Origin of the sequence: Streptococcus sp. SG2 (assembly GCF_030439925.1) — a bacterium.
GTDB classification, from domain to species: domain Bacteria; phylum Bacillota; class Bacilli; order Lactobacillales; family Streptococcaceae; genus Streptococcus; species Streptococcus gordonii.
The window spans coordinates 49,140-73,544 of sequence record NZ_JAQFJD010000006.1 but is presented as its reverse complement, the minus strand read 5'-3'; the positions used below and the strand labels follow the sequence as shown (position 1 = coordinate 73,544).

Sequence of the window (24,405 nt, the reverse complement as noted above, 5' to 3'; positions counted from 1 at the left end):
AAAAAATATGAGGAGATTGTGCGAAAATCACAAAGAAACCTGGATTTCTCCAAGTTTCTCAATGAAATATCATGTTCCGAATTTTTGCTAAATCTTCTAAATCCAAGTCATTTTTTAAATAATAGACGGGAATCTGTTGGTCCTGATGGATGGGATTGTTTGTGATGATGAGATCGTAATTTTTGGTAAGGTCGTAGGATTCAATCGTAATAAAGCGATTGTACTCTAAATACCGCCTTAAAATGGCCGTCATTCTGGAAACAACTATAAAGCTATCGGTCAAGTCCATGCCTATCTTGATGACTTGACCGTCATTTTCAGCAATATACTCCATCAGCTGGAGCCATTCCCACAACACCTTTTTATCCAGAGATGTTCCCTGCTGGAAAATAGGCAGTTTGCTAAAAATAGTGTCTGCTACTTGTCGATAATCGTATTCGCTCCACAAGTATGGGTGGCGCAACTCCAAGTTGTGCTTGTATTTGTCTTGCAATAGATAGCCTTTGAAAAGAAAGACACTGGCGCAGAGCTGGCTTAGTTCGTAGGTCACCTGATCCTCAATATAGTCCCCTAGCAAGTTCTGGCCCTTCATCTCTTGAATCAGTTGCGTAATCAGACTGGCAAATTCACCGCCAAAGCCCAGAATATACTCCATGGTGTGTAAGGGTAGAACCCGATGGGAAAGCAGAAATGAAAAGAAAATCATCATTTCCCCGTCTTCCTGACTCAGAGTGATGTGCTGTCCAGCAAAGAAATCATTTGTCCTGTGATGCAAGCGCTGGTAGAAGATATTTTCAAAATAGCCCTGCATTTTCTGCTCAATGTCTTTGAATTGACAGGCATTGACTCTTAGGCGCTGTTGGGTGATATGTGCCCAAAGGGCCAAGTCCAATCGCTGGCCTTGAGAGAGCTGAGCTCCGCAGAGTTCTTCTAAGACGACAACTTCCTGTCTTCTTTCTGGTTTTTGAAGTTCTTTCTCCCAATCTTGGCTGGACCAGACCTTGCGAAAGAGGCAGAAATATAAGTAGCGGATCTGGTGCTCAGGTCCTTTCAGGCGGCCATTTTGGATAGATAGCTCAAACTCTGATAAAATCTGATTTAGACCGGATATATGACGGCCGAGGGTTGCTTCACTGATCATCAGCTCTTGGGCTAATTGATGGGCTAAAAACTGCTGATGGTAGAGCAGGTAGTCTAAAATCTGGTATTTGACAGCATTGTCCAAAAAGAGTCTACGAATGTCCCGTCCCTTGGTATCTGGACCGACAGACAGACTGAGCGATTCGTCCTGAAGCTGGATGGATAAGGCTACATGATGGTCGCTAGCCTTGTCATTTATCAGGCTAATGTACTTGGTCAAGGTTGCTTTCGAGAAGCCTGTTTCAGACATGACATCCTTCAAACTGGATGTAGAATGTTGCTGTAAATAAGATAGGACAATAAACTGTCCCGCTTCACTCTTTTCCATTAAGTCTGCTAGATACATACGAAAACCCTTTCAATTCACTAGTCTTAGCTTAACACAAAATAGGAAAAAGAAGAAACAATGTGCTTCAATTTTTCTTATCGTCGCCTGAGGCAATAATGGAAGGCAGAAGTCTGTCATCATGTCTATCTTAATTCGTTATTCAATTTCTTTTGAACAAGTATAAGAGGAGCAGACACTCCTGCTTTTTTGCTTTGAGTCTGATAGCTTTTTTATGGTATAATTGTAGAAAAATGACGATGAAGGAGCAGCTATGGATAATGTGATTGATTTGTCTATCCCGGTGGCAGAAGTGATTGAGAAGCATCCCGAGGTTTTGGATGTCTTGGTTGAATTAGGCTTTACGCCTCTGGCCAATCCTGTCATGCGTAATACAGTCGGGCGCGTGGTTTCTATCAAAAAAGGCGCTGGTATGAACGGCATTGACCTGAATAAAATCAAGCAAACTCTGGAATTAAACGGCTATGAAGTGGTGGGGATTTAGGAATGGCTACTGAACGCATTGAAGTCCTCAAATCTATCTTGCTGGACCTACATAACGGAGCTTCGGCAGAATCTGTTCAGGAGCTTTTTAACGAGCATTTTGCGGGTGTGTCCGCTATTGAGATTAGCCTGATGGAGCATGAGCTGATGAACTCGGATACGGGAGTGACATTTGAAGATGTTATGTCTCTCTGCAATGTCCATGCCAACCTCTTTAAAGGTGCCATTCAGGATGTGGAGGTGGCTGATACCGACCATCCAGGCCATCCTGTTCAGGTCTTCAAGCAGGAAAATCTAGCCTTGCGGGCTGCCCTCATGCGGGTTCGCAGGCTCCTATCTACCTATGAAACGACAGAAGATGAGGATCTTCTACCTGAAATCCGCAAGGGTCTCCAGCGCCAGCTGAGTTTGGTAGGGCAGTTTGATGTTCACTATCAGCGTAAGGAAGAGCTCATGTTTCCAATAATGGAGAGCTACGGTCACGATTCGCCTCCCAAGGTCATGTGGGGGGTAGATGACCAGATTCGAGACCTCTACCAAGAGGCTAAGATTGCTACAGAGAAGTTGCCTGATACTTCGATTCAAGAAGTCAAGGACAAGTTTGAGACCTTTGCGGCTGAGTTTGAAGCTATGATTTTCAAGGAAGAATCCATCCTTCTCATGATTCTCCTCGAGTCCTTCCATCAGGATGACTGGCTCAAGATTGCTGAGGAGAGTGATGCTTATGGCTATGCCATCATCAAGCCAACAGAGAAATGGATTCCTGCGCGGTACTCATTCTCGGAGGAGGAAGCTGGGGATGCTGCGGATGAAGGAAGCGAAGCGCCAGCCAGTAGAAAACAGACTAGTGATGGCAGATTTGAGCAGGTCATTGATACGCCGGATGGTCAGGTCACCATTTCCTTTAAGCCTAAGGAAAAGAAGGAGCAAGCCTTTAATCGTGACTCACAACAGCCTTTTGGTCATGGTTATCTGTCGGTGGCGGAGGTCAATCTGATTTTGGATCATCTGCCCATGGAGATTACCTTTGTCAATAAGGACGATATTTTCCAGTATTATAATGACAGCGTGCCGGCAGACGAGATGATTTTCAAGCGGACGCCGTCCCAGATAGGGCGCAATGTCGAGCTCTGTCACCCGCCGAAATTTTTGGACAAGGTGCGGCGGATTTTCAAGGCTCTGCGTCAGGGAGAGCGGGACAAGTTTGAGATGTGGTTCAAGTCGGAATCACGGGGCAAGTTTGTCCATGTGACCTATGCGGCGGTGCGAGATGAGGCTGGCGAGTTTCAGGGAGTGCTGGAGTATGTGCAGGACATTCAGCCCTTCCGTGACATTGACAGTGATTTTTACCGAGATTTGGACTAGGTATTTGCAGTTAGAAAGTGAGAAAAATGAGTTACGAACAGGAATTTTTACAGGAGTTTGAAGCTTGGGTCAAGACTCAGGTCATGATTAACGAGATGGCGCTCAAGGAGAGTCAGGCAGTCTACGAGACAGACCAGGATGAGCGGGCCAAGGAAGCGGCTATTCGCTATGAAAGTCGTCTAGATGCCTACCAGTTCCTTTTAGGGAAATTCGCCAACTATCAGGCGGGCAAAGCATTTCATGACCTGCCAGACGGACTTTTTGAGGAGAGAAATTATTGATTTTTCGCTGGAAAGGTGATAGAATAGGTTCATCAGAGGTGTTTTGAGTCAAGCATTTTACAGAAAGTGGCGGTGCTGAGAAGTCCACAAATGTGTCAAAACTGGTTGCTGATGAATGAAAATGAAATATTATTGTCTTTTTATTTTAAAGACTAAAGTTGCGGGCATCTGCCCGAAATTGGGTGGTACCGCGGATAAAAACATTCGTCCCTGTCATGGATATGGCAGGGTTTTTCTTTTGCATCTTAGTCAAAGGAGGTTGTCATGAAGCAATCCTTTAACACAAGTAAGCTCTACTATGGTTTTCCTATCTTCATCTTGGGGTATCAGGACTGGAACTTTGGGCACAATATCACGACCTGTAGTTCCTCTTATAGCCTGGGTGATTGGCTAGTTATCGGAGTTGGTGCTGAGGAAAATGCGGCTGAGCAGATTAAGCATTATCAGAAATTTACCGTGAATATCCCTAATGAAACTTCTATGCTTGCAATGGAACAGGCCGGCTTTATCAGCCATCGGGAGAAATTGGAATACCTAGGGCTAGACTATGAGATTTCTGAACGGACTCAAGCGCCAATTTTAGAGGCCTGTCCAGTTATATTGGACTGTCAGGTAGATAGGATTATCGAGGAAGATGGTATCTGCCATATCTTTGCCAAGATTCTCGAGCGACTTGCTGATTCTGATTTGCTAGATGACAAGGGACATTTTAAAAATGATCGTTTTGCTCCGACCTACTTTATGGGAGACGGTCACCAGCGCGTTTATCGTTATCTAGATGACCGAGTCGACCCCATGGGAAGCTTTATCAAGAAAGCGAGGAAGAAGGATGACAAGGGCTGAGTTACCAGAACGTTTAGAAACGGAACGGCTCGTTTTACGAGTCCGTACCGTGGCTGATGCTGAGGATGTCTTTGATTATGCCAGTCGGCCAGAAGTTTCCTATCCAGCTGGCTTTCCACCCGTCAAGACCTTGGAAGATGAGATCTATTATCTGGAGCATATCCTTCCTGAGCGCAATGAAAAGGATAATCTCCCAGCTGGTTACGGCATGGTGGTTAAAGGGACCGATAAAATCATTGGCTCTGTCGATTTCAACCATCGGCACGAAGACGATGTGCTTGAGATTGGCTATATCTTGCACCCAGACTACTGGGGGCGAGGTTATGTGCCAGAAGCGGCGCGTGCCTTGATTGATCTAGCTTTTAAAGAACTTGGTCTTCACAAGATAGAATTGTCTTGCTTTGGCTACAATGTCCAAAGTCAACGAGTCGCTGAGAAACTTGGCTTTACTCTCGAAGCTCGCATCCGAGACCGCAAAGATGCCCAAGATAATCGCTGTGATGATTTGAGATATGGCTTGCTTAGGAGTGAGTGGGATATACCAAACTAGTATTAGATTGGGGGGAATGATTGAAATTATTGCATTATTTTAAGACTGGTAGTAGGTTGATGAGTATTTTTGTTCAAGTTTGGAAAATACTTCTGAACGCGCTAGCTTATTTTCCAATACTATCCCTTGTATCTGTTTTAGGTATAGCACTTCCCGCATTTTTGTTAAGCTTATTTTTTAGCGAGATTACTTTACGTTATATTTTAGAGATAATTATTTGTTTATTACTGATAGGTTTTTATCTTAAATTATTGTCTAAAAGAAGTATTTCTAAAATTAGCCTTTCGATTTATTGGTTTATTTCTATCTCGACTTTAATTTTATTCTTTTTAACCGATTTTAAATTTGTTATAATTTTTCAGTTTGCATTGATACTGATATATGCATTTAAATATATAAATCGATTTAATAAATTTAGAGATTTTCTTACTAAGAGTACGAAAGCCTTGGCTTTCATAAATGTGTTTGATGGGATCATTTGTGGAACGTTGATTTATTTTCTACATAATCCAAATCTAGTTGAATCAACTGTAAGCAAAAAACAAATAAATAATTGGATTGCTATTCTATTACTCTTAATACTACCACTTATATTATCTGTTATAAAAACTGTAGTATCAATTAAAATATTTAAAAAAACGAATAAAGTAGATATTTCTAAAGGGAAGACATTCTGGAATGTATATGCTACGATGATTATTAGTTCCTTTTTTTGGCTTCTGAGTTATCTTTGTTACTTTTTTTCTAGAGCCCTTAAATTTCATTTTGATTTATTATCAGACGTGTTCGTATTGCTCTTTTTTATAGCACTATACTTATTCTTTTGGTTGCAAATTTATAATATGATTGGATATGGTGCAAAAGATATAAAAGAAGTGATTGCTTCCTGGCTAATTGGAACAATATGTATATTATTGTTAGCAGTATTCAATCAAGTTGAAAATGAATTAATCAATGCTCTAAGCTGGTTTTTACCAATATTAATTCCTAACCTAATAGGGGAAATAAATTCTCAGTTTGATATAAATAAATATAAGAAAAAACCAATAAGAACTGATAAAATGGATAGACACCTCTATCGAATTCAAATCTATGGTTTTCTTACCTTATTAATGTTGAGTATTATTCCAAAGTTAATTGAAATTATATGGGGATTGAAGATCAAAGTAGAGTTGGCCAAACTTATAAATTCGTCATCTGATTGGATGTCTGAATTTCTTGCCTCAACCATAATTATTTTCTTTTGTTTCATATTATCATTAATTATTGGAGGAGGCCTGATTTGGTTGTTAAAATATTTCTATTTAGATCCATCAAAAAGATATTATAAATTTGAAAAAAATAAAAGGAGATTTTACTAATGAAAGAACTTTCACCTAAATACAATCCAGCCGAGGTTGAGGCTGGTCGTTACCAAAAATGGCTTGATGCGGATGTTTTCAAGCCTTCAGGAGATCAAAAGGCTAAGCCTTATTCGATCGTTATTCCACCACCAAACGTAACTGGTAAACTTCACCTTGGTCACGCTTGGGATACAACCTTGCAGGATATCATCATCCGTCAAAAACGCATGCAAGGTTTTGATACGCTTTGGCTTCCAGGGATGGACCACGCTGGGATTGCGACTCAGGCTAAGGTTGAGGAGCGCTTGCGTGGTGAGGGCATTAGCCGTTACGACCTGGGTCGGGAAAAATTCCTTGATAAAGTCTGGGAATGGAAAGATGAATATGCTACTACTATCAAGGAGCAATGGGGCAAGATGGGGCTCTCTGTAGACTACTCTCGCGAGCGTTTTACCCTTGACGAAGGTTTGTCAAAAGCTGTTCGCAAGGTCTTTGTGGACCTTTACAAGAAAGGCTGGATCTACCGTGGTGAGTTTATTATCAACTGGGACCCAGCAGCCCGCACAGCCCTTTCTGATATCGAGGTTATCCATAAGGACGTGGAAGGTGCCTTCTACCACATGAATTACATGCTAGAAGACGGCTCACGCGCCCTCGAAGTTGCGACAACTCGTCCTGAGACCATGTTTGGGGACGTTGCGGTTGCGGTCAATCCAGAAGACCCACGCTACAAGGACTTGATCGGTAAAAATGTTGTCCTTCCAATCGCTAATAAATTGATTCCAATCGTTGGGGACGAACACGCCGATCCTGAATTTGGTACAGGTGTCGTGAAAATCACACCTGCCCACGATCCAAACGACTTCTTGGTTGGTCAACGTCATAACTTGCCACAAGTTAACGTCATGAACGACGACGGAACTATGAATGACTTGGCCTTTGAATTTGCAGGGTTAGACCGTTTCGAAGCCCGCAAAGCGGTTGTCAAGAAACTGGAAGAAATCGGTGCCCTTGTTAAAATCGAAAAACGTGTCCACAGTGTTGGTCATTCAGAGCGTACAGGTGTTGTAGTTGAGCCACGCTTGTCTACGCAATGGTTCGTTAAGATGGACCAATTGGCCAAGAATGCCATTGCCAACCAAGACACAGAGGACAAGGTAGAATTCTACCCACCTCGTTTCAACGATACCTTCCTCCAATGGATGGAAAATGTCCACGACTGGGTAATCTCTCGCCAGCTCTGGTGGGGTCACCAAATCCCTGCTTGGTACAATGCTGAGGGGGAAATGTACGTTGGCGAAGAAGCACCAGAAGGTGACGGATGGACTCAGGACGAAGACGTCTTGGATACTTGGTTCAGTTCTGCCCTTTGGCCATTCTCAACCATGGGCTGGCCGGATGTCGACTCAGAAGACTTCAAACGTTACTTCCCAACCTCAACCTTGGTAACAGGTTACGACATCATCTTCTTCTGGGTGTCTCGTATGATCTTCCAATCCTTGGAATTCACTGGCCGTCAGCCATTCCAAAACGTTCTGATTCACGGTCTCATTCGTGACGAGCAAGGACGTAAGATGTCTAAATCTCTGGGTAACGGAATTGACCCAATGGATGTTATCGAGAAATACGGTGCCGATGCCCTTCGTTGGTTCCTTTCAAACGGTTCTGCACCAGGGCAAGACGTGCGCTTCTCTTATGAGAAAATGGATGCTTCATGGAACTTCATTAACAAAATCTGGAACATCTCTCGCTACATCCTCATGAACAATGAAGGCTTGACTCTTGAGCAAGCAACGGCCAATGTCGAAAAAGTTGTTAACAAGGAAGCTGGAAACGTCACTGACTGTTGGATTCTCCACAACCTCAATGAAACCATCGGAAAAGTCACTGAAAACTTTGACAAGTTTGAGTTTGGTGTGGCTGGACACATCCTCTACAACTTCATCTGGGACGAGTTTGCGGACTGGTACGTTGAGTTGACCAAGGAAGTTCTTTATAGCGATAACGAAGAAGAGAAAGTCATCACACGTTCTGTTCTCCTTTACACTTTGGACAAGATCCTTCGTCTCCTTCACCCTATCATGCCATTCGTGACTGAAGAAATCTTTGGACAAATCTCAGAAGGCTCTATCGTGACAGCAGAATACCCAACTGTTAATCCAGCCTTTGAAGACCTTGCGGCTCACACAGGTGTGGAAAGCCTCAAAGACTTGATCCGTGCTGTTCGTAATGCGCGTGCGGAAGTAAACGTAGCACCAAGCAAGCCTATCACTATCCTTGTTAAGACAAGCGATAGCGACTTGGAAGCCTTCTTTAACAGCAATGTCAACTACATCAAACGCTTTACAAATCCAGAACACTTGGAAATCGCATCAACCATCCCTGCACCTGAACTCGCTATGTCAAGCGTCATCACAGGAGCAGAAATCTACTTGCCACTCGCAGACCTCCTCAACGTCGAAGAAGAACTAGCTCGTCTCGACAAGGAACTAGCTAAATGGCAAAAAGAACTGGATATGGTAGGTAAGAAGCTCTCTAACGAACGCTTTGTAGCCAACGCTAAACCAGAAGTCGTTCAAAAAGAACGCGACAAACAAGCCGACTACCAAGCCAAATACGACGCGACAGTAGCACGTATTGATGAGATGAAGAAGTTGGTTAAATAAATTAAAATTAAGCAGATTCTGATTAATAGGCTAATATCAGGCTCTGCTTTTTTTGTATTATTTTGATATAATTAAAGTGCTATATATTAAAATAGTGAAATAAACGAGGTATTAAAAATGAGATTTTATGCAGATGTCTTGGCCATTCATAAATTTAGAAAATTTGAGAATTTGGAGGCAGAAAAAGCTATCCAATTAGGTAAAAAAATAACCGTTTTTGCAGGGCAAAATGGTGTTGGTAAATCTAATGTCTTATCACTAATTGCTTCGACATTCGGTATAACACATAGAAGATATACCGGAGGAAATTTCCATCCGGAATTTTCCGATTTTTTTACAATTCCTGAGGAGGAAGAATATGACGACTATACATCTTATTTAAAAGTAATCAATACAGATAATGACTCATTTATTCAAAAAAGACATTCTTATAAAGATGATACAAAAGAAGAACGTGGAATTAGGTTAATACCTAGAGCTACAAATTATTTCACTCCCGACCAAAAGTTAAGTAAAGTAAAAAAAGAAACAAAAGATACTTTTTATATCGGGGGGGATCAAAGGATCCCGCTACCTTCTATTTTTATTAGTTTATCGAGGCTTTTCCCTATAGGTGAAACATTAGTGAGTAAAAAAAATGTCCGGAGTAATAATATAATTATAACTTCTGATGCATACGAGATGTATAAAAAGTGGTATAATGAAATACTGCCCGACTCTATATCAGAAAAAGAAGTAATCAATATCACTAAAGATATTGATAAAAATCGAACAATAATACATATGCCTTTAAACAAGACGTTACCAGAAACTCAGTCTGTTGGGCAAGATAATATTGGCTATATTGTTTCGGCGTTAGTAGACTTTTATCTACATAAACAAAGAACAGAAAATTATAACGGCGGAATTTTATGTATCGATGAAATAGACGCCTCTTTGCATCCTAATGCTCAATTGAGACTTTTTGATTTACTGGATAAACTAAGTGAGGAATTAGAATTACAGATTTTTGTTACCACTCATTCCTTGACAATTTTAAAGAAAATTATTAAAAAACAAAATCGTTCACCTAAAGATTATCGTCTTGTATATTTTGTGGACCCAGAACTTCCGAGATTAAGTTCAATTGAATATTATTCTGATATCAAATCTGATATGTTTGATAAAATGACACCTTATCGTCCATATGTAAAAATATACTGTGAAGACGATATGACGGAATTTCTTTTTAACGAATTGATTGAAGCGTATAAAAGATTGCATCCTGATACTAAATCTGATATTTATAAAGTTATCCCTATTCATTTAGGCTGTAAGCAATTGTTAAAATTACCAGAATATGATTCACATTTTAAGGATGTGTTAATTATAGTTGACGGAGATACAAAGACAAACTCTAAGAATTTATTATATCCATATATAATTGAAGATAAAAAGTTGATAAAGGGAGTTAAGACCAATGAGTTACCCCAAAATGTCATTGCCCTTCCAACATTTTTGGCTCCCGAATCATTCATATACTATGTAGTTAAAACGATTGTTGATAATGAAAATTATAATAAGTTTTGGAAGGATTTGGAAGATAGAGAGGAATCGCGGTTATATACAAAAAGTAGGATAAATGAAATCTTAAATCAAATTAATATTAAAGACGATACAAAAAATGATGATATAAGATCATTAGAACGATTACAAGAATTACAAAAGTTTATTACAGATACACAGTTATTTAATTATCTAATGGAAGAAAATATAATTGATGAGTTGAATGATTTTTGTCTAAAAGTCTATTCCCAAATTAATATTCTACTTCAAAGAGAAAAATCAAAAAACTATTAACTATATAACTCCATAAAGAAAGGATTAAAATGGCTCAAAGTATAGTCACACCGTTACGTTATCCTGGTGGAAAAACAAAATTATATCTTTTGGTTAAAGAACTAATAAAAGTAAATAATTGCAAAACATACATTGAACCATATGCTGGTGGTGCTGGTGTTGCATTAAAGTTACTATTCAATAATGATGTTCAAAAAATTATGATTAATGATTTTGATAAGGCTATTTATTCTTTTTGGTATTCAGTACTAAATTACACTGATGAATTGGTTAAGAAAATCGAAGAAACTCCGATAACTATGGAGGAATGGTACATTCAAAAAAATATATATGAAAATAAATCAAATTCGAACTCTATTTTGGAATTAGGATTTGCAACATTATTTTTAAACAGAACAAATAGATCTGGAATTTTAAAAGCAGGGGTTATTGGAGGAAAATCACAAGAAGGGAATTATAAACTGGATTGTAGATTTAATAAAGTAGAATTAATCAAAAAAATTAAAAAAATTGCAAGCTTTAAATCAAGAATTAAATTATACAATCTTGATGCTGAAGTTTTTATTAGAAGAAACATAAGTAAAACGAAAGATTCATTTACATTTTTTGATCCACCATACTATAAAAAAGGACCAGGATTATATACAAATTTTTATAATCATGAGGATCATTTGTCACTTTCTGAAATAATAAAAAGTAGTATGAAAGATAAGAATTGGATTTTAACCTATGATCTTTCGGACGAAATATTTAGAATGTATCAAGATTACTCAAATAAAATGTATTACCTTAATTATTCAGTTGCGAGACCTGGCAAAGGAATTGAATACATTTTTTATTCAAATTATTTAAAAAAAATAAATGATGAGATTTATTTAAATATAGTAGAATAGTTAAAAAATAGAAAGCAGGTTACTACATGACAAATTCTGTAAGTTCGAACCGACCTGAGAAGTACAACATTGCAGCTTTCTTCTCAGGTGTTGGGGGAATTGAGTTGGGATTTGAACAGACCAACGAGTTCAGAGTGGTGTATGCCAATGAGTTTGATAAATATGCGCGTCAGACTTATCAGTTAAACCATCCAGATACCTATTTGGATGGTCGTGATATTCACGATGTTCAGTCAGAGGATATTCCAGCTAAGCGCGTGGATGTGATTATGGGAGGTTTCCCTTGCCAAGCCTTTAGTATTGCGGGTTATCGCAAGGGCTTTGATGATGATCGTGGCGATCTTTTCTTCGAGTTGCTTCGCATGATTGAGGGATGCAAACCTCGCGCCATCTTCATCGAAAACGTCAAAAATATGGTCGGTCATGACCATGGCAATACCTTCAAGGTCATTCGTGAAGCCTTGACTGAGAACAACTACTTTATCAAGTGGAAGGTTCTCAACGGGAAAGACTATGGAAATATCCCGCAAAACCGTGAGCGGATCTACATTGTCGGCTTTGATACCAAAGAAGCTTATGACTTGTTTGAATTTCCAGAGGAAATCAAGCTGACTACCACTCTTCAGGATGTGATTAACTTCGGTGATAAACTAGACGAGGTCTACTACTACCGTGAAGGCAAACAGAATTTCTACGACCAGTTAAAATTTGAGGTCACCAGTCAAGATACGGTTTACCAATGGCGTCGCCAATATGTTCGTGAAAATAAAAACGGAGTTGTCCCTACCCTCACAGCAAATATGGGAACAGGTGGACACAACGTTCCATTGATTTTGACGGATAGTGGTGAGATTCGTAAGCTGACTCCAAAAGAAACCTTTAATGTTCAAGGTTATCCTAAATCCTTTAAAATCCCAGAAGGGGTTTCTAACGGTCAGTTATACAAACAAGCTGGAAATAGCGTGGTCGTTCCCGTGATTAAACGCATCGCAGAAAATGTTGCCAAGGCCTTAAACGAAAGCCAAGGAAAATCTCAACTTGACCGCTCAGGTAAATTCGCCATTATCTACACCAAGATGAATGGTCAATTTGAAGGGCAATCCTATGTCAAGGAATTTGTGGATATCTATGACCAAGCTCTTGAAAAAATCAAGGCTTATAATGATGGTTTAGCCCTTCTGTCAGATGAAGAGTATTTGAGATTTGTAAAAAAACAAGGCAAACTTGAATTTTACAATATTAATTAACGAATATATAAGAGGATTAGTGAAAATCTAATCTTCTTTTGATATACTGAAAATAGAAAAGAGGGTGCTTATGTGGGAACATCTAAAAACAGAACAAAAAGACAAATACAAAACCTTAATTACCAACTTCGCCAGTCTGAGTGAAGCTTTCTCTCAGAAAGCAGAATCCGAAGACCAGGGGCAAATGGAAGACTATGTTGCTCCCATCGTCAATTCCAAATTCCAGGAGACAGTTTTCCAGAAGGCCTTCAATGCCGTCGGAGAAGATATCGCCAATACTTCCTATGATGTTTCCGTCGTTGTTGATGAAAATCATAAATACTTAGTGGGAATCAAATCTTTTGGAATTAAATCAGGAAGCCAAAAAATCGCCCAGTTTAAGAAAGACTCTCAATCTTGGACGGACTTATTGAGTGATATCAGAACCCATGCATCTAGATCATCCGATAAAAAAACAGCTGACAAGGAAAATTATAAACGATATAAGGAGTTGGCTCGTAAGATTGCCATTTTAAGAAATCAGAGAATTGAATCCTCTAAGGCGCAGATCAAGGGCTTTAAGTCGGATTCAGTCAATGTCAAATCTGTCTATCACGTTCTGATGCCGACACCAAAGGGAAAAGAACCTAAGATTTTTGTTGGAGAAACGAGTTATTTGCCAATTGATATTGATAATTTGGTGATAAAAGGTTCAACAAATCTAAAGAATCCAACCAATTTTGACTTCACAGATGGAAGACATGACTACAAGTATACTGCTGCTGATAGCCAGCTTCATATGAAATTTAATAATGAAAGTATTATAGTGGATACATGGGATGTGCAATATGTTAAAGATCCTTTTTATCTATTTGAAAATCTTCATTTACTGGCAGCTGACAAGGATCAGTCAAATGTCCTAGAAACGGTATCTTGGGCTATCACAGATAAACATGGAAATGTGGAAGAAAATTCTGGTTTCAATGCCTTTAACGGTGGTTCAAAATTAGCCAAAAAAGATCGCCTGCCACGTATTCTAAAGATTCAGGATAGATTTAAGGACTGTCTGGCTCCAGAGGAACTAGCTTTTGTGACCTTCTCTCTGGAAGAAATCCTTTTGAAGAAATGGACCAGTAAGGAAGGAAAAGCTCAGATGAAGGCTATTCGTGAGGATTTGATTCACTTTGCTCACAATACTGGCAATGAAAAACTCATTAAAGAAATCGAACAACTCGTCTATCGTCCAGTAAGTGAAGTTTACATTCCTCTGCCTGACTCGAAAAACTTTCACGATGAAAGACCAGATTTCTTTGGGTCAGGATTTGGAAGTTTTGAACCTGGTACTAAAAAACTAGCTTTGCCAAAAGAAGAAAGAACCTTTAAGCTAAGATTCTTATCTTCTGGTGATGTTATCAATGCCTATATAAATCAAGAAGCTGGTAAGGCAATTCAGTCGATCGATAAGCAGGAAATTCTTGGGAATTGGATACTGCGTGGCGTTTTCCAGTTGAAGGAGCGAGAAGTCTTGACAGGTCAACGACTCAATGAATTAGAAATCAACGGTATTCGTTTAACCAAGTTTAAAAATGGCGAAATCGGGATCGAATTTATCTGGATTGATACCGAAAATCCGCCTAGCGATTCCATCGGTTGGGTAAGTAAAAGGAGTATTTAGTTTTTAAATAATTCCAATACCAGGCTCCTTTCCCAGCCCCAACCAAGCACTAAGCTCCCAGACTTAGTTTGGGAGCTTAGTGCTTTATATCTTCTGTTTGGCCTTGATAGTGGTAAATGCAGAGTCGCTTTGCCTGGTCTGGACGGCTGATGGTAAAGTGGAAGTAATGGTCTTTCTGATCTAAACTTTTGGCCTTAGAGAGTTTGAAATAAGTGACCTGGCGGCTGGCCATGTGGCGGAGGATATCGTCTTCCATGACCATCAGAGGCTGGGGAAGATTGGAGAATTGATAAAAATCTTCTTGAAATTGATAGTAGTTCTGGGAAAAATAGTCAAATTGAAGTTCCTCATGTAGATTCTGAGTGGTCATCTGCGCCTCCTGAAGCTTGTATCGAAAGAATCTGATGGATAGCAAGGCCTTTGTAATGCTCACCTTCCTGCAGGAGGACCTGTTTGCTGTCCAGATGGGAGACTGTAGCAGTAATGTCGGTCAGCTTGTCCTGGTTTAGAAAGGTGATTTGGATGGGAACTTGCTGGCTGTAGGCTTGACTGAGCAAGTGGAATTTGTCCTGTCTGTCAAGCTGGGTCAGGCGACTGATATCTAGTTCTTTTTTGGCTAGAGCAGTGCTGTGTTCAGAGAGGAAAAAGCCAGCCCACTTAGCCATGCCTCGATCCTGAAAGTCACGAGCCGACTGGTAGGGGAGATAGGAGCGGTCGGTCATGATAAGCCCTCCAGCCCTCCAGCTGAATGGCCACCTGTTAGCTTGCTTCGAGCGATGGCACGGGAGGAGTCTAGTAAGGCTGATCCCTTAAGCAAAGAGGCAAAGCCGAAGCGATCTCTGATGTGGTCAATCGCCAGCTGGAGATCCTCTTCTTTTTGAATTTGCAAGGGATCATCAAAGAGAGAAATCAGACCATAGCCTTGATCGACAAAGTCACTGTAAAAAACGCCAATCTGTCGGATAGCCCCGCCCTGATATTTGGAACGAAAAAGCTGAGCTACGATTTGAGCCAGTCGATCGCTGTTATTGGTAGGCTCAATTTTTTTCTGTGTATGAATGGAAGGCAGGAGTTCCTGCTTGGAATAGCGGGCATAGATGGAGACACGCTGGCATTTCTTACCAGACCGTCTGAGACGAATGGCGACCTGCTCAGCCATTTCTCGAAAAACCAGCTCAATCTCTGCCTGCTGTCTATAATCTCGGGGGAGAATTTGCGAATTCCCTAGGCCGTGTGACTTGACCTGATAAGGCTTGTGCACATTGCTTTCATCAATGCCGTGAGCGTGAAACCAAAGCTGCAGGCCCATGACTCCCATTTCTTTTTTGAGAATGTCGGGGTTAAAGTGAGCTAAATCATAAATAGAATGGATGCCTAGCTTCTTAAGACGGGTGGCTGTTCGGTGGCCGATGCCCCAAAAATCAGTCATGGTCGGAATAGTCCAGACCTTGCTGGGTACATCCTCGTAGGACCAGTTGACCCGCATCTTTTTTGTATGTTTAGCTTCTATATCCAAGGCTAGCTTGGCGAGAAGAGGATTGGCGTTGCTCAGTCCGATAGAGGCATAAATCCCAGTCTTCTTCCAGATAGCCTGTTGAATGCGGGCAGCCAGCAGGTCTAGTTTGGTCCTGCGGTCCAGCGTCTGATCGGGAATGAAGTAGTTGATAGAGCTTGTCAAATCTAGGAAGCCTTCATCAATTGAGTAGGGGAAAATATCATCGGGAGCTGCGAAATCCTGGAAAATTTTTTGGATTTCCATATTTTTCTGGATGTAGTAATTCATCCGAGGTGGGACCAATAAGGTCTTTTGGGCAGCGTCTTCAATAAAGCGTACATAATCTGCTGTAATTGGTAGTCCCTGCTTGCGGGCAGCAGCATAGTTGAACTTACGGGTGTGGACATCAAAAGGAAGATTATAGCTTCGGCTGACATTCTGGCTACCGAAATTCTTTTTAAAAAGAGGGGTGGCAGCTAGTATCAGTCCAGCAGAATTTTCAACTCGGCTCATGACACAGAGCGAGGTTTTTAAAGGGTCAAGGCCAAGAGCAATGCATTCGCAAGAGGCATAAAAACTTTTCATATCCACAAAAGCGATGTCTGAACGAGGCTCGCGTGAATAATCAAATAGGATCATCACTTACACCTCAATCGGCAGAAAATGTCCAACTACGATACCAACAATAGTAGGTTGGTCTTCATAGGGAGCAAAGAGATCCTCGTAGTCAGGATTGATAGACTCTAAGCGTAGGCCTTCAGCTTCGCGGTAGACTTTTTTGATATAGGTCTTGCCATTCCACATGAGAGCATAGACTGCCCCATCGTAGTCGAATCCCGTCTGTTTCATAAGGGCAACAGAGCCATTGGGATACTTGGGCTCCATAGAATCCCCAGAGACCCAAGATGCAAAGTCGTGCTGGATATCTTGATCAAAGTAGACAGTTTCGTAGTCTGTTTCATTGTCATAGTAGCTGTGACCGAGACCTGCAGCCAGCTCAACTGATAGAACCTTATAGGCTGTAAGGGAGCTAATCTTACGCTGTCTCTCTAAGAGCCGACTAGCTAGTTGGTCTACTTCTTTTTTATGTGGTGCGGTTAGTAAAGGGTAGGTGTAGATCGCGCTGGTCTTATCCACAAAGTAGTTCTCTTGGACCTTGAGACAGGTGGCCAACCTCCTGAGATTTTTGGCGTGGGGTTCTGCTAAACCATTTTCCCAAGCAGAGTAAGTCTTTCTGGAAATCCCAAGCTCTTGGTAAATGGAAGACTGAGTCAGATTAAGCTCCAACCGGCGTTTTTTTAATTTTTCATGCGAAAACATATCACACCTCCTATGTAACGTTTAAAAAGTTACATATAGTATAACAGAAGAACATTTTAAATGCAAGTTCTTTATCATGGAAAATTAGGCGTAAATCTAAGATAGGATTTGTCAGTATTAAGATTGCTATCTCCGTAAAGTTTGTGGTAAACTAGAAAAAAGATTGATTTGGAGGTAGAGACATGTTTCCTATGACAGCAAAAACGACCATGACAGAAGAAGCTTATCGCCGTTTCGCTTGGGCCAACTTTTGGTATCGAAAGACAGGGCTCTTTCCTCTGATCATTGGTGAAGTGGCTTTGTTAGCAGTAGGATTGGTCTGTCTATTCTTTAGGGAGCCTTTGCCAGCTATTGGTATTTTCATTTTCATGCCGATCATGCCTTTTTTACTTTATCGTTCTTTTAACCAACAATTCCTCAAGCTCTATAAGGATAATCCTCTCTGGCATGATTTGGAGCAAGAGTTTAACTTCTATGAGAGGGATTTTCAGGTCCTTAATCGCAATCATACCTCCCGATATAACTATCAGGATATTGTGGCGATTTTGGATAAGCCAGAGAGTTTTTACATCATGGTTGGTCGGTCAATGGGGTTGATCTTGGATAAGGCAGATTGTCAGCCTGAATTAATTGATCTTTTACTGAAATTAAAAGAAAACAGAAGTCTTTGATATTCATCTACTTCTGTTTTTTATCTGCTTAATTTTCAAAAGATTGGCCTGCTAGAGGCTAGTTATGTTATAATACTCTTTATGAGAGTTGTTGCAGGTAAATACGGGGGCAGGCCCCTCAAGACTTTGGATGGCAAGACGACTAGGCCTACGACCGATAAGGTTAAGGGGGCGATTTTTAATATGATTGGTCCTTATTTTGACGGTGGCCGAGTGCTGGATCTTTATGCCGGGAGCGGGAGTTTGGCCATTGAAGCTATTTCGCGAGGTATGGAGGAAGCTGTCTTAGTCGAAAAGGATCGCAGAGCTCAGGCTATCATTTCAGAGAACATCCAGATGACTAAGGAGGTCACACGTTTTGACTTGCTCAAGATGGAGTCTGGCCGAGCTTTGGAAATATTGACAGGTGCTTTTGACTTAGTTCTCTTGGATCCGCCTTATGCCAAGGAGCAGATTGTGGCAGACCTTGAGAAGCTAGAGGAGCATCAGCTATTGAGTCAGGATGTCCTAGTAGTCTGTGAGACAGACAAGGATGTGGAATTACCCGAAGAAATTGCAGGGCTGGGCATTTGGAAGCAGAAGATATATGGAATTTCAAAGGTGACGGTGTATGTCAGATAAGATAGGATTATTTACAGGGTCTTTTGACCCGATCACTAAGGGCCATGTGGACCTGATTGAGCGGGCCAGCAGCCTCTTTGACAAGCTCTATGTAGGAATTTTCTACAACCGAGAAAAGTCTGGTTTTTTCACCATTGAAGCCAGAGAACGGATAGTCAAAGAAGCACTGCAGCATTTGGATAATGTTGAGGTCATCATCTCTCAGAATGAGCTGGCGGTGACAGTGGCTAGAAGACTGGGAGCTAAAGTTTTTGTGCGTGGGCTTCGTAACAGCCAAGATCTAGATTATGAAGCTGATATGACCTTTTTTAATCGCGAGTTGGCAGGAGAACTGGAAACGATTTTCTTGCTCAGCAAGCCAGCCTATCAGCATATCAGTTCATCACGTATTCGTGAGCTGATTGCTTTTCAACAGGATATCGCGGATTATGTGCCCCAAAGTGTAATCAAAGAATTAGAAAGAAGAACTTATGAGAAAAATTAGTGTTTATAAATGGCCCATTATTATTTTTTCAAGCTTGATTTTGCTTGTCGTATCTTTGACGGTTCCTTTACCATATTATATTGAAGTTCCTGGCGGTGCAGAAGATATTCGAAAGGTCTTGCTGGTTGATAATAAGGAAGATAGGGAAGCTGGGGCCTATGAGTTTGTGACAGTTGGAGTTCAACGAGCAACCTTTGCTCATCTTGTCTATGCGTGGCTGACTGATTTCACGGATATCTACTCTGCTGAAGAAATGACTGGTGGATCATCGGACCAAGAATTTATCCGAATCAATCAGTTTTATATGGAAACATCCCAAAACATGGCCAAGTATCAAGGCTTGAAAACGGCTGGAAAAGATATTAGCATGAAATATCTGGGCGTCTATGTTTTGCAAGTCGCAAAAGATTCGACTTTTAAGGGAATTTTGAATATTGCGGACACGGTAACGGGAGTTAATGACAAGACTTTTGACAGTTCAGAAGAATTGGTGAAATATGTTAATTCGCAGAAATTAGGAGATAAGGTTAAGGTCACTTACCAGGAAGATGGCCAAGAAAAATCAGCGACTGGAAAGATTATTAAGCTAGAAAATGGTAAAAACGGAATTGGTATTAGCTTAATCGATAGAACAGAAGTTACTAGTAACATTCCGATTGAATTTACCACAGAAGGAATTGGAGGACCTAGTGCGGGTCTCATGTTTAGCTTGTCAATCTATACACAACTTGCAGATCCAACCTTACGAGATGGACGTGTGATTGCAGGTACAGGAAGTATCAACCGTGATGGAGAAGTTGGTGATATTGGAGGGATTGATAAGAAAGTCGTCTCAGCTGCTAAAAGTGGTGCCAGCATCTTCTTTGCTCCCAATAATCCTGTAACAAAAGAAATGAAAAAAATCGATCCAAAAGCAAAGACAAACTATGAAACTGCAGTTGAGGTTGCTAAAAAGATTAAAACAGATATGAAAATTGTTCCTGTTAAAACCTTACAGGATGCCATTGATTATCTTAAGAACAATAAATAATAAAGCTGAGGCAGTCTTGTCTCAGCTTTATTTTTTGATGGAAGTCTTATTTGTCAAATTAGAGAAATTATCTGACTTTTCTCAGAAATGACTTTTTAAGGGTAAAAGCTTAAAATCTGCCTGTTTTTGTAGTATAATAGAGGAGTTATCTAGATAGAAGTGAGAAAATATATGCGCAAAGAAATTGCTCCAGAGCTTTATAATTACAATAAATTTCCTGGTCCTGAGTTCAAACAGATTGGTTCACAGGTCTTAACGGAAGAGATTGAGTTTAATTTGGTAGAGAACTACCGAGAAGCCTTTGATGTGACAGCTTTTAACCAACGCTTTTCAGAAATTTTGACCAAGTTTGATTATATTGTCGGTGATTGGGGCAATGATCAGTTACGGCTACGAGGCTTTTATCAGGATGAAAAAGCTAAGGAAAGTGACTTTAAAATCAGTCGTTTGGAAGATTATTTGCTGGAATACTGTAATTATGGCTGTGCCTACTTTGTATTAGAAAATCTTCAGCCTAAGCGAGCTTCCTTTGATAAAAAATCTCGCAGTAAACGGGAGCAAGAACAGAATTCTGGCTCAGCTTCAAAACGCTCACGTTCTAGACGCTCAAGACGTCGGACTGACCAAAATCGCGATAATCGCCAAAACAAACCAAAAGAAAAAGTCGCAAAAGAAGCCAATCGTCACTTTGTCATCCGTCAAAAATAAAGGAGAAACATGAAACCATCTATTTATAGTTTAACACGTCAGGAAATGATTGAATGGGCTGAGTCCCAGGGAGAAAAGAAATTCCGTGCCGCCCAGATTTGGGAGTGGCTCTATCGTAAACGGGTTCAGTCTTTTGAAGAGATGACCAATCTGTCCAAGGACTTGATTGCCAAGCTAAATGATCAGTTTGTCGTCAATCCGCTTAAACAGCGTATTGTTCAGGAGTCGGCTGACGGTACGGTCAAGTACCTCTTTGAGCTGCCGGACGGTATGCTGATTGAGACGGTACTCATGCGCCAGCATTATGGACTTTCTGTCTGTGTGACCACCCAAGTTGGCTGTAATATCGGCTGTACCTTCTGTGCTTCCGGCTTGATTAAAAAGCAACGCGACCTCAATAACGGTGAGATTGTTGCTCAGATTATGCTGGTTCAGAAGTATTTTGACGAGCGTGGTCAGGATGAGCGGGTCAGCCATATCGTGGTTATGGGAATAGGCGAGCCTTTTGACAACTATGACAACGTGCTCAAGTTTGTTCGGACGGTCAATGATGACAAAGGTTTGGCTATCGGAGCCCGCCATATTACGGTTTCAACCTCAGGGCTGGCGCATAAGATTCGCGATTTTGCCAATGAAGGTGTGCAGGTCAATCTAGCAGTATCTCTCCATGCTCCAAATAATGATCTGCGGACCAGTATTATGCGGATTAACCGGTCCTTCCCTATCGAAAAGCTTTTTGCAGCTATCGAATACTATATTGAGACGACGAACCGCCGGGTGACCTTTGAGTACATCATGCTCAATGAAGTCAATGACGGTGTAGAGCAAGCCAAGGAGCTGGCTGAGCTGCTCAAGAACATTAAGAAGCTGTCTTATGTCAATCTCATTCCTTATAACCCCGTTAGCGAGCACGACCAATACAGCCGCAGTCCCAAAGAGCGAGTGATGGCCTTCTACGATACCCTCAAGAAAAATGGAGTCAACTGTGTGGTCCGTCAGGAACATGGAACGGATATTGATGCAGCCTGCGGTCAGCTGCGTTCCAATACTATGAAGCGTGATCGCGAGAAAGCATTGGTAGAAAATGTTCAGCCTTAAGAACTATCTGACTTCAGACGGTGAGCTGACAGCTAAGGGGCGGAAATTGCTGGTAGGGGGAAGCTGGCTCTATTTCTTGATGCTTTGCATTTTGTGCTTTATTCCTCAGGTTCCAGAGCCGGGAATGGAGACGCCGGGAGTCCAGTATTTTGGCCGAATAGTGGTTTTGTTAATCCCTTTTAATTCCTTTGTCAATATTGGCGAGATTACTTCTTGGATCCAGCTGGTCAAGGTTTTTATCCAAAATCTAGCTAATATCTTCTTGCTCTCACCCTTAATTTTTCAATTGCTTTGCCTCTTTCTGAAGTTGCGGAAGACCAAGAAGGTTGTATGGCTGAGCTTTGGGATGAGTCTGTCTATCGAAGTGACTCAGATTCTACTGGACCTTCTTATCAACGCCAATCGGGTTTTTGAAATTGATGATCTCTGGACCAATACTTTGGGTGGTTATCTGGCTTGGCGGGCATTTCAGCTTGGTCAGAAAATCTGGAAAAATCGTCAAGACGACGCTTTCAAAAGAGATTAGCGATAGAAAAGTTCGGATTTAGAAGAAAAATTAAAATTTTTTCTTGACAAGAAAAAGGGAAAGACCTATAATAAAATAAATCATCAGAAAAGTAATAATTTTTTCTACTTTCAGGGAGCCTGTGGTTGGTGGAAACAGGTAGTGGAAGATTATGAAGTGGGCTGATGTAAAAAATGAATTTGAAGCAATAAAAATTCGGTGAGCACACCTTACAGTGCAACTTGTTGTTAGACAAGACAGAGATATGGAGGCAGTCTATACTTTGCTCCATAATTGAGGTGGCACCGCGATTTTACGCCCTCACACAGATTTTTTCTGTGTGTGGGCTTTTGTTTTGCTTGAAAATAAAGAAATGAGGCAATCAAGATGACAGAAACTAAAGGATATTTTGGACAATTCGGCGGCTCTTTTGTACCGGAGCCTATCCAGGCCTTACTGGATGAATTGGAAGCGACTTTTGAGAAGTATAAGGATGACCCAGAATTTTTAAATGAATACCGACATTATTTGGCGGATTATTCAGGACGGGAGACTCCGCTCTACTTTGCAGAAAGTCTGACTCAGCACCTGGGCGGAGCTAAAATTTATCTGAAGCGGGAAGATCTCAATCATCTGGGCTCTCATAAGCTCAATAATGTTTTAGGTCAGATTCTTCTAGCTAAGCGCATGGGCAAGACCCGAGTCATCGCTGAAACTGGAGCTGGTCAGCATGGTGTGGCAACTGCGGCAGCCGCAGCTAAGTTTGGTATGAAGTGCGATGTCTACATGGGTGCAGAGGATGTAGAGCGCCAGCGCCTCAATGTCTTCCGCATGGAAATGATGGGAGCGACTGTTCACGCTGTGGAAACAGGAACCAAAACCCTCAAGGATGCAGTGGATGCAGCCTTTGGAGCTTGGATGAATGATTTGGAAGCCTTCTATGTTTTGGGGTCTGCTGTCGGACCTCACCCTTATCCGACGATTGTTCATGAGTTCCAAAAGGTGATTAGTGAAGAATCTCGCCGTCAGATTTTGGACAAGGAAGGCCGCTTGCCGGACTATGTCATTGCCTGCGTAGGCGGTGGTTCCAATGCTATCGGCGCCTTCTCCCAGTATGTGGCGGATGAAGAAGTCAAGTTAGTGGGGGTTGAAGCAGCCGGGCGTGGTCTTGATACAGGCCAGCACGCAGCGACCATGACCAAGGGAAGTGTCGGAGTAGTGGATGGTATGAAGACTTACGCTGTCTTTGCTGAAGATGGTCAGGTAGCGCCTGTTTACTCGATTTCAGCAGGCTTGGACTATCCTGGAGTTGGTCCTGAACATGCTTTCTTTAAAGATTCTGGTCGAGTAGAATACGTGGCAGCGACAGATGATGAAGCTGTTGATGCCTTGCTTCTCTTGACACAAAAGGAAGGGATTTTGCCAGCGATTGAAAGCTCTCACGCCATTGCTGAAGCCATCAAGCGAGCTCCGAAATTGTCATCCGACCAAATCATCATTATCAATGTATCCGGTCGTGGAGACAAGGATGTGGCAGCCATTGCTGACTATCTAGAAAAACGAAAATAAAATACCCAGCAGAAGAGTAGTAACATCCCTCCTTTCAGAGAGTCTGTGGTTGCTGAGAACAGGCAGGAGAAGTTATGAAATGGGCTGTTGGAGTCAACATTTTGTCCTTTAGTTGAACTTTTATTATTTTGTTAGTATGCTTTGCTGTAAACCAGTATGCTGACTTGTACTAAAAGGGATAAATGACTGTAAATAAGTAAATGAGATGTGGAGCCTGAATACTCCATAACTGAGGTGGCACCGCGATGATACGC

The 24,405-nt window shown here is 41.2% G+C and carries 24 protein-coding genes and 1 other annotated feature; of the genes, 19 read left to right on the top strand and 5 right to left on the bottom strand.

Features of this window, described 5'->3' with window-relative positions; genetic code table 11:
* Nucleotides 1-58: 58 nt before the first annotated feature.
* Entirely contained in the window at nt 59-1,486 is a 1,428-nt protein-coding gene (locus PCY09_RS10100; protein ID WP_125397325.1) for a helix-turn-helix domain-containing protein, read from the bottom strand.
* Nucleotides 1,487-1,739: 253 nt separating this feature from the next.
* Between PCY09_RS10100 and PCY09_RS10095 the strand changes: the two genes are divergently transcribed.
* The 11 genes from PCY09_RS10095 to PCY09_RS10045 all read left to right on the top strand — a co-directional run bounded on the left by PCY09_RS10095 (nt 1,740) and on the right by PCY09_RS10045 (nt 14,650).
* Nucleotides 1,740-1,970, top strand: a complete 231-nt coding sequence (locus PCY09_RS10095) for a DUF1858 domain-containing protein (protein ID WP_045501785.1) — start codon at nt 1,740-1,742, stop codon at nt 1,968-1,970.
* Between the two features lie 2 nt (nt 1,971-1,972).
* Nucleotides 1,973-3,334, top strand: a complete 1,362-nt coding sequence (locus PCY09_RS10090; protein ID WP_125397326.1) for a DUF438 domain-containing protein — start codon at nt 1,973-1,975, stop codon at nt 3,332-3,334.
* Nucleotides 3,335-3,360: 26 nt separating this feature from the next.
* Nucleotides 3,361-3,615, top strand: a complete 255-nt coding sequence (locus tag PCY09_RS10085; RefSeq protein WP_061602252.1) for a DUF1912 family protein — start codon at nt 3,361-3,363, stop codon at nt 3,613-3,615.
* Nucleotides 3,616-3,879: 264 nt separating this feature from the next.
* A complete protein-coding gene (locus tag PCY09_RS10080) occupies nt 3,880-4,458 on the top strand; it encodes a flavin reductase family protein (protein ID WP_061602253.1) in 579 nt (192 codons plus the stop codon).
* A complete protein-coding gene (locus PCY09_RS10075) occupies nt 4,445-5,008 on the top strand; it encodes a GNAT family N-acetyltransferase (protein ID WP_061602254.1) in 564 nt (187 codons plus the stop codon). The genes PCY09_RS10080 and PCY09_RS10075 overlap by 14 nt, the downstream gene beginning before the upstream one ends.
* 59 nt (nt 5,009-5,067) lie before the next feature.
* The gene (locus tag PCY09_RS10070; RefSeq protein WP_061602255.1) at nt 5,068-6,369 is read left to right on the top strand and encodes a hypothetical protein; all 1,302 of its coding nucleotides are present in this window, start codon (nt 5,068-5,070) and stop codon (nt 6,367-6,369) included.
* Nucleotides 6,369-9,017, top strand: a complete 2,649-nt coding sequence (locus tag PCY09_RS10065; RefSeq protein WP_125397327.1) for a valine--tRNA ligase — start codon at nt 6,369-6,371, stop codon at nt 9,015-9,017. Before PCY09_RS10070 ends, PCY09_RS10065 begins: the two co-directional genes overlap by 1 nt.
* 117 nt (nt 9,018-9,134) lie before the next feature.
* Entirely contained in the window at nt 9,135-10,856 is a 1,722-nt protein-coding gene (locus tag PCY09_RS10060; RefSeq protein ID WP_125397328.1) for an ATP-dependent endonuclease, read from the top strand.
* 29 nt (nt 10,857-10,885) lie between these two features.
* The gene (locus PCY09_RS10055; protein WP_125397329.1) at nt 10,886-11,749 is read left to right on the top strand and encodes a DNA adenine methylase; all 864 of its coding nucleotides are present in this window, start codon (nt 10,886-10,888) and stop codon (nt 11,747-11,749) included.
* Between the two features lie 26 nt (nt 11,750-11,775).
* Entirely contained in the window at nt 11,776-12,996 is a 1,221-nt protein-coding gene (locus PCY09_RS10050; RefSeq protein WP_301556717.1) for a DNA cytosine methyltransferase, read from the top strand.
* 70 nt (nt 12,997-13,066) lie between these two features.
* Complete coding sequence (locus PCY09_RS10045) at nt 13,067-14,650, top strand: hypothetical protein (protein WP_125397331.1); 1,584 nt, start codon at nt 13,067-13,069, stop codon at nt 14,648-14,650.
* 76 nt (nt 14,651-14,726) lie between these two features.
* Here the strand turns inward: PCY09_RS10045 and PCY09_RS10040 are convergent, their stop codons facing one another.
* Genes PCY09_RS10040 through PCY09_RS10025 form a run of 4 tightly spaced genes read right to left on the bottom strand, consistent with a single transcriptional unit; the run spans nt 14,727 to nt 17,465 of the window.
* Nucleotides 14,727-15,020: a DUF5960 family protein gene (locus PCY09_RS10040; RefSeq protein WP_002932649.1), complete on the bottom strand. Its 294-nt coding sequence runs from the start codon at nt 15,018-15,020 to the stop codon at nt 14,727-14,729.
* Nucleotides 14,998-15,372 (bottom strand): hypothetical protein, encoded by a 375-nt coding sequence (locus tag PCY09_RS10035; protein ID WP_125397332.1) that lies wholly within the window; start codon nt 15,370-15,372, stop codon nt 14,998-15,000. The genes PCY09_RS10040 and PCY09_RS10035 overlap by 23 nt, the downstream gene beginning before the upstream one ends.
* On the bottom strand, nt 15,369-16,784 hold the full coding sequence (locus PCY09_RS10030; RefSeq protein ID WP_125397333.1) for a Y-family DNA polymerase: 1,416 nt from the start codon (nt 16,782-16,784) through the stop codon (nt 15,369-15,371). Before PCY09_RS10030 ends, PCY09_RS10035 begins: the two co-directional genes overlap by 4 nt.
* 3 nt (nt 16,785-16,787) lie before the next feature.
* Nucleotides 16,788-17,465: an XRE family transcriptional regulator gene (locus tag PCY09_RS10025; protein WP_060554070.1), complete on the bottom strand. Its 678-nt coding sequence runs from the start codon at nt 17,463-17,465 to the stop codon at nt 16,788-16,790.
* A gap of 182 nt (nt 17,466-17,647) precedes the next feature.
* On the opposite strand from PCY09_RS10025, the gene PCY09_RS10020 reads away from it, so the two are divergent.
* From PCY09_RS10020 to trpB, 8 genes are all read left to right on the top strand, one after another.
* Nucleotides 17,648-18,136, top strand: coding sequence for a YcxB family protein (locus PCY09_RS10020; RefSeq protein WP_125397334.1), 489 nt, complete (start codon nt 17,648-17,650; stop codon nt 18,134-18,136).
* A 72-nt stretch (nt 18,137-18,208) separates the two neighbouring features.
* Nucleotides 18,209-18,757 (top strand): 16S rRNA (guanine(966)-N(2))-methyltransferase RsmD, encoded by a 549-nt coding sequence (gene rsmD / locus PCY09_RS10015; RefSeq protein WP_185760636.1) that lies wholly within the window; start codon nt 18,209-18,211, stop codon nt 18,755-18,757.
* Nucleotides 18,747-19,241 (top strand): pantetheine-phosphate adenylyltransferase, encoded by a 495-nt coding sequence (gene coaD, locus PCY09_RS10010; protein ID WP_125397336.1) that lies wholly within the window; start codon nt 18,747-18,749, stop codon nt 19,239-19,241. The genes rsmD and coaD overlap by 11 nt, the downstream gene beginning before the upstream one ends.
* Nucleotides 19,228-20,271, top strand: coding sequence for a SepM family pheromone-processing serine protease (locus PCY09_RS10005; RefSeq protein WP_125397337.1), 1,044 nt, complete (start codon nt 19,228-19,230; stop codon nt 20,269-20,271). The genes coaD and PCY09_RS10005 overlap by 14 nt, the downstream gene beginning before the upstream one ends.
* Nucleotides 20,272-20,442: 171 nt before the next feature.
* Nucleotides 20,443-20,979, top strand: a complete 537-nt coding sequence (locus tag PCY09_RS10000) for a YutD family protein (protein ID WP_045773873.1) — start codon at nt 20,443-20,445, stop codon at nt 20,977-20,979.
* 9 nt (nt 20,980-20,988) lie between these two features.
* Entirely contained in the window at nt 20,989-22,077 is a 1,089-nt protein-coding gene (rlmN, locus tag PCY09_RS09995; RefSeq protein WP_045501838.1) for a 23S rRNA (adenine(2503)-C(2))-methyltransferase RlmN, read from the top strand.
* A complete protein-coding gene (locus tag PCY09_RS09990) occupies nt 22,064-22,603 on the top strand; it encodes a VanZ family protein (protein ID WP_125397338.1) in 540 nt (179 codons plus the stop codon). Before rlmN ends, PCY09_RS09990 begins: the two co-directional genes overlap by 14 nt.
* A 70-nt stretch (nt 22,604-22,673) precedes the next feature.
* Nucleotides 22,674-22,908: a binding site (T-box leader), on the top strand.
* Nucleotides 22,909-22,969: 61 nt separating this feature from the next.
* Nucleotides 22,970-24,151 (top strand): tryptophan synthase subunit beta, encoded by a 1,182-nt coding sequence (gene trpB / locus PCY09_RS09985; RefSeq protein ID WP_125397339.1) that lies wholly within the window; start codon nt 22,970-22,972, stop codon nt 24,149-24,151.
* Nucleotides 24,152-24,405 lie beyond the last annotated feature (254 nt).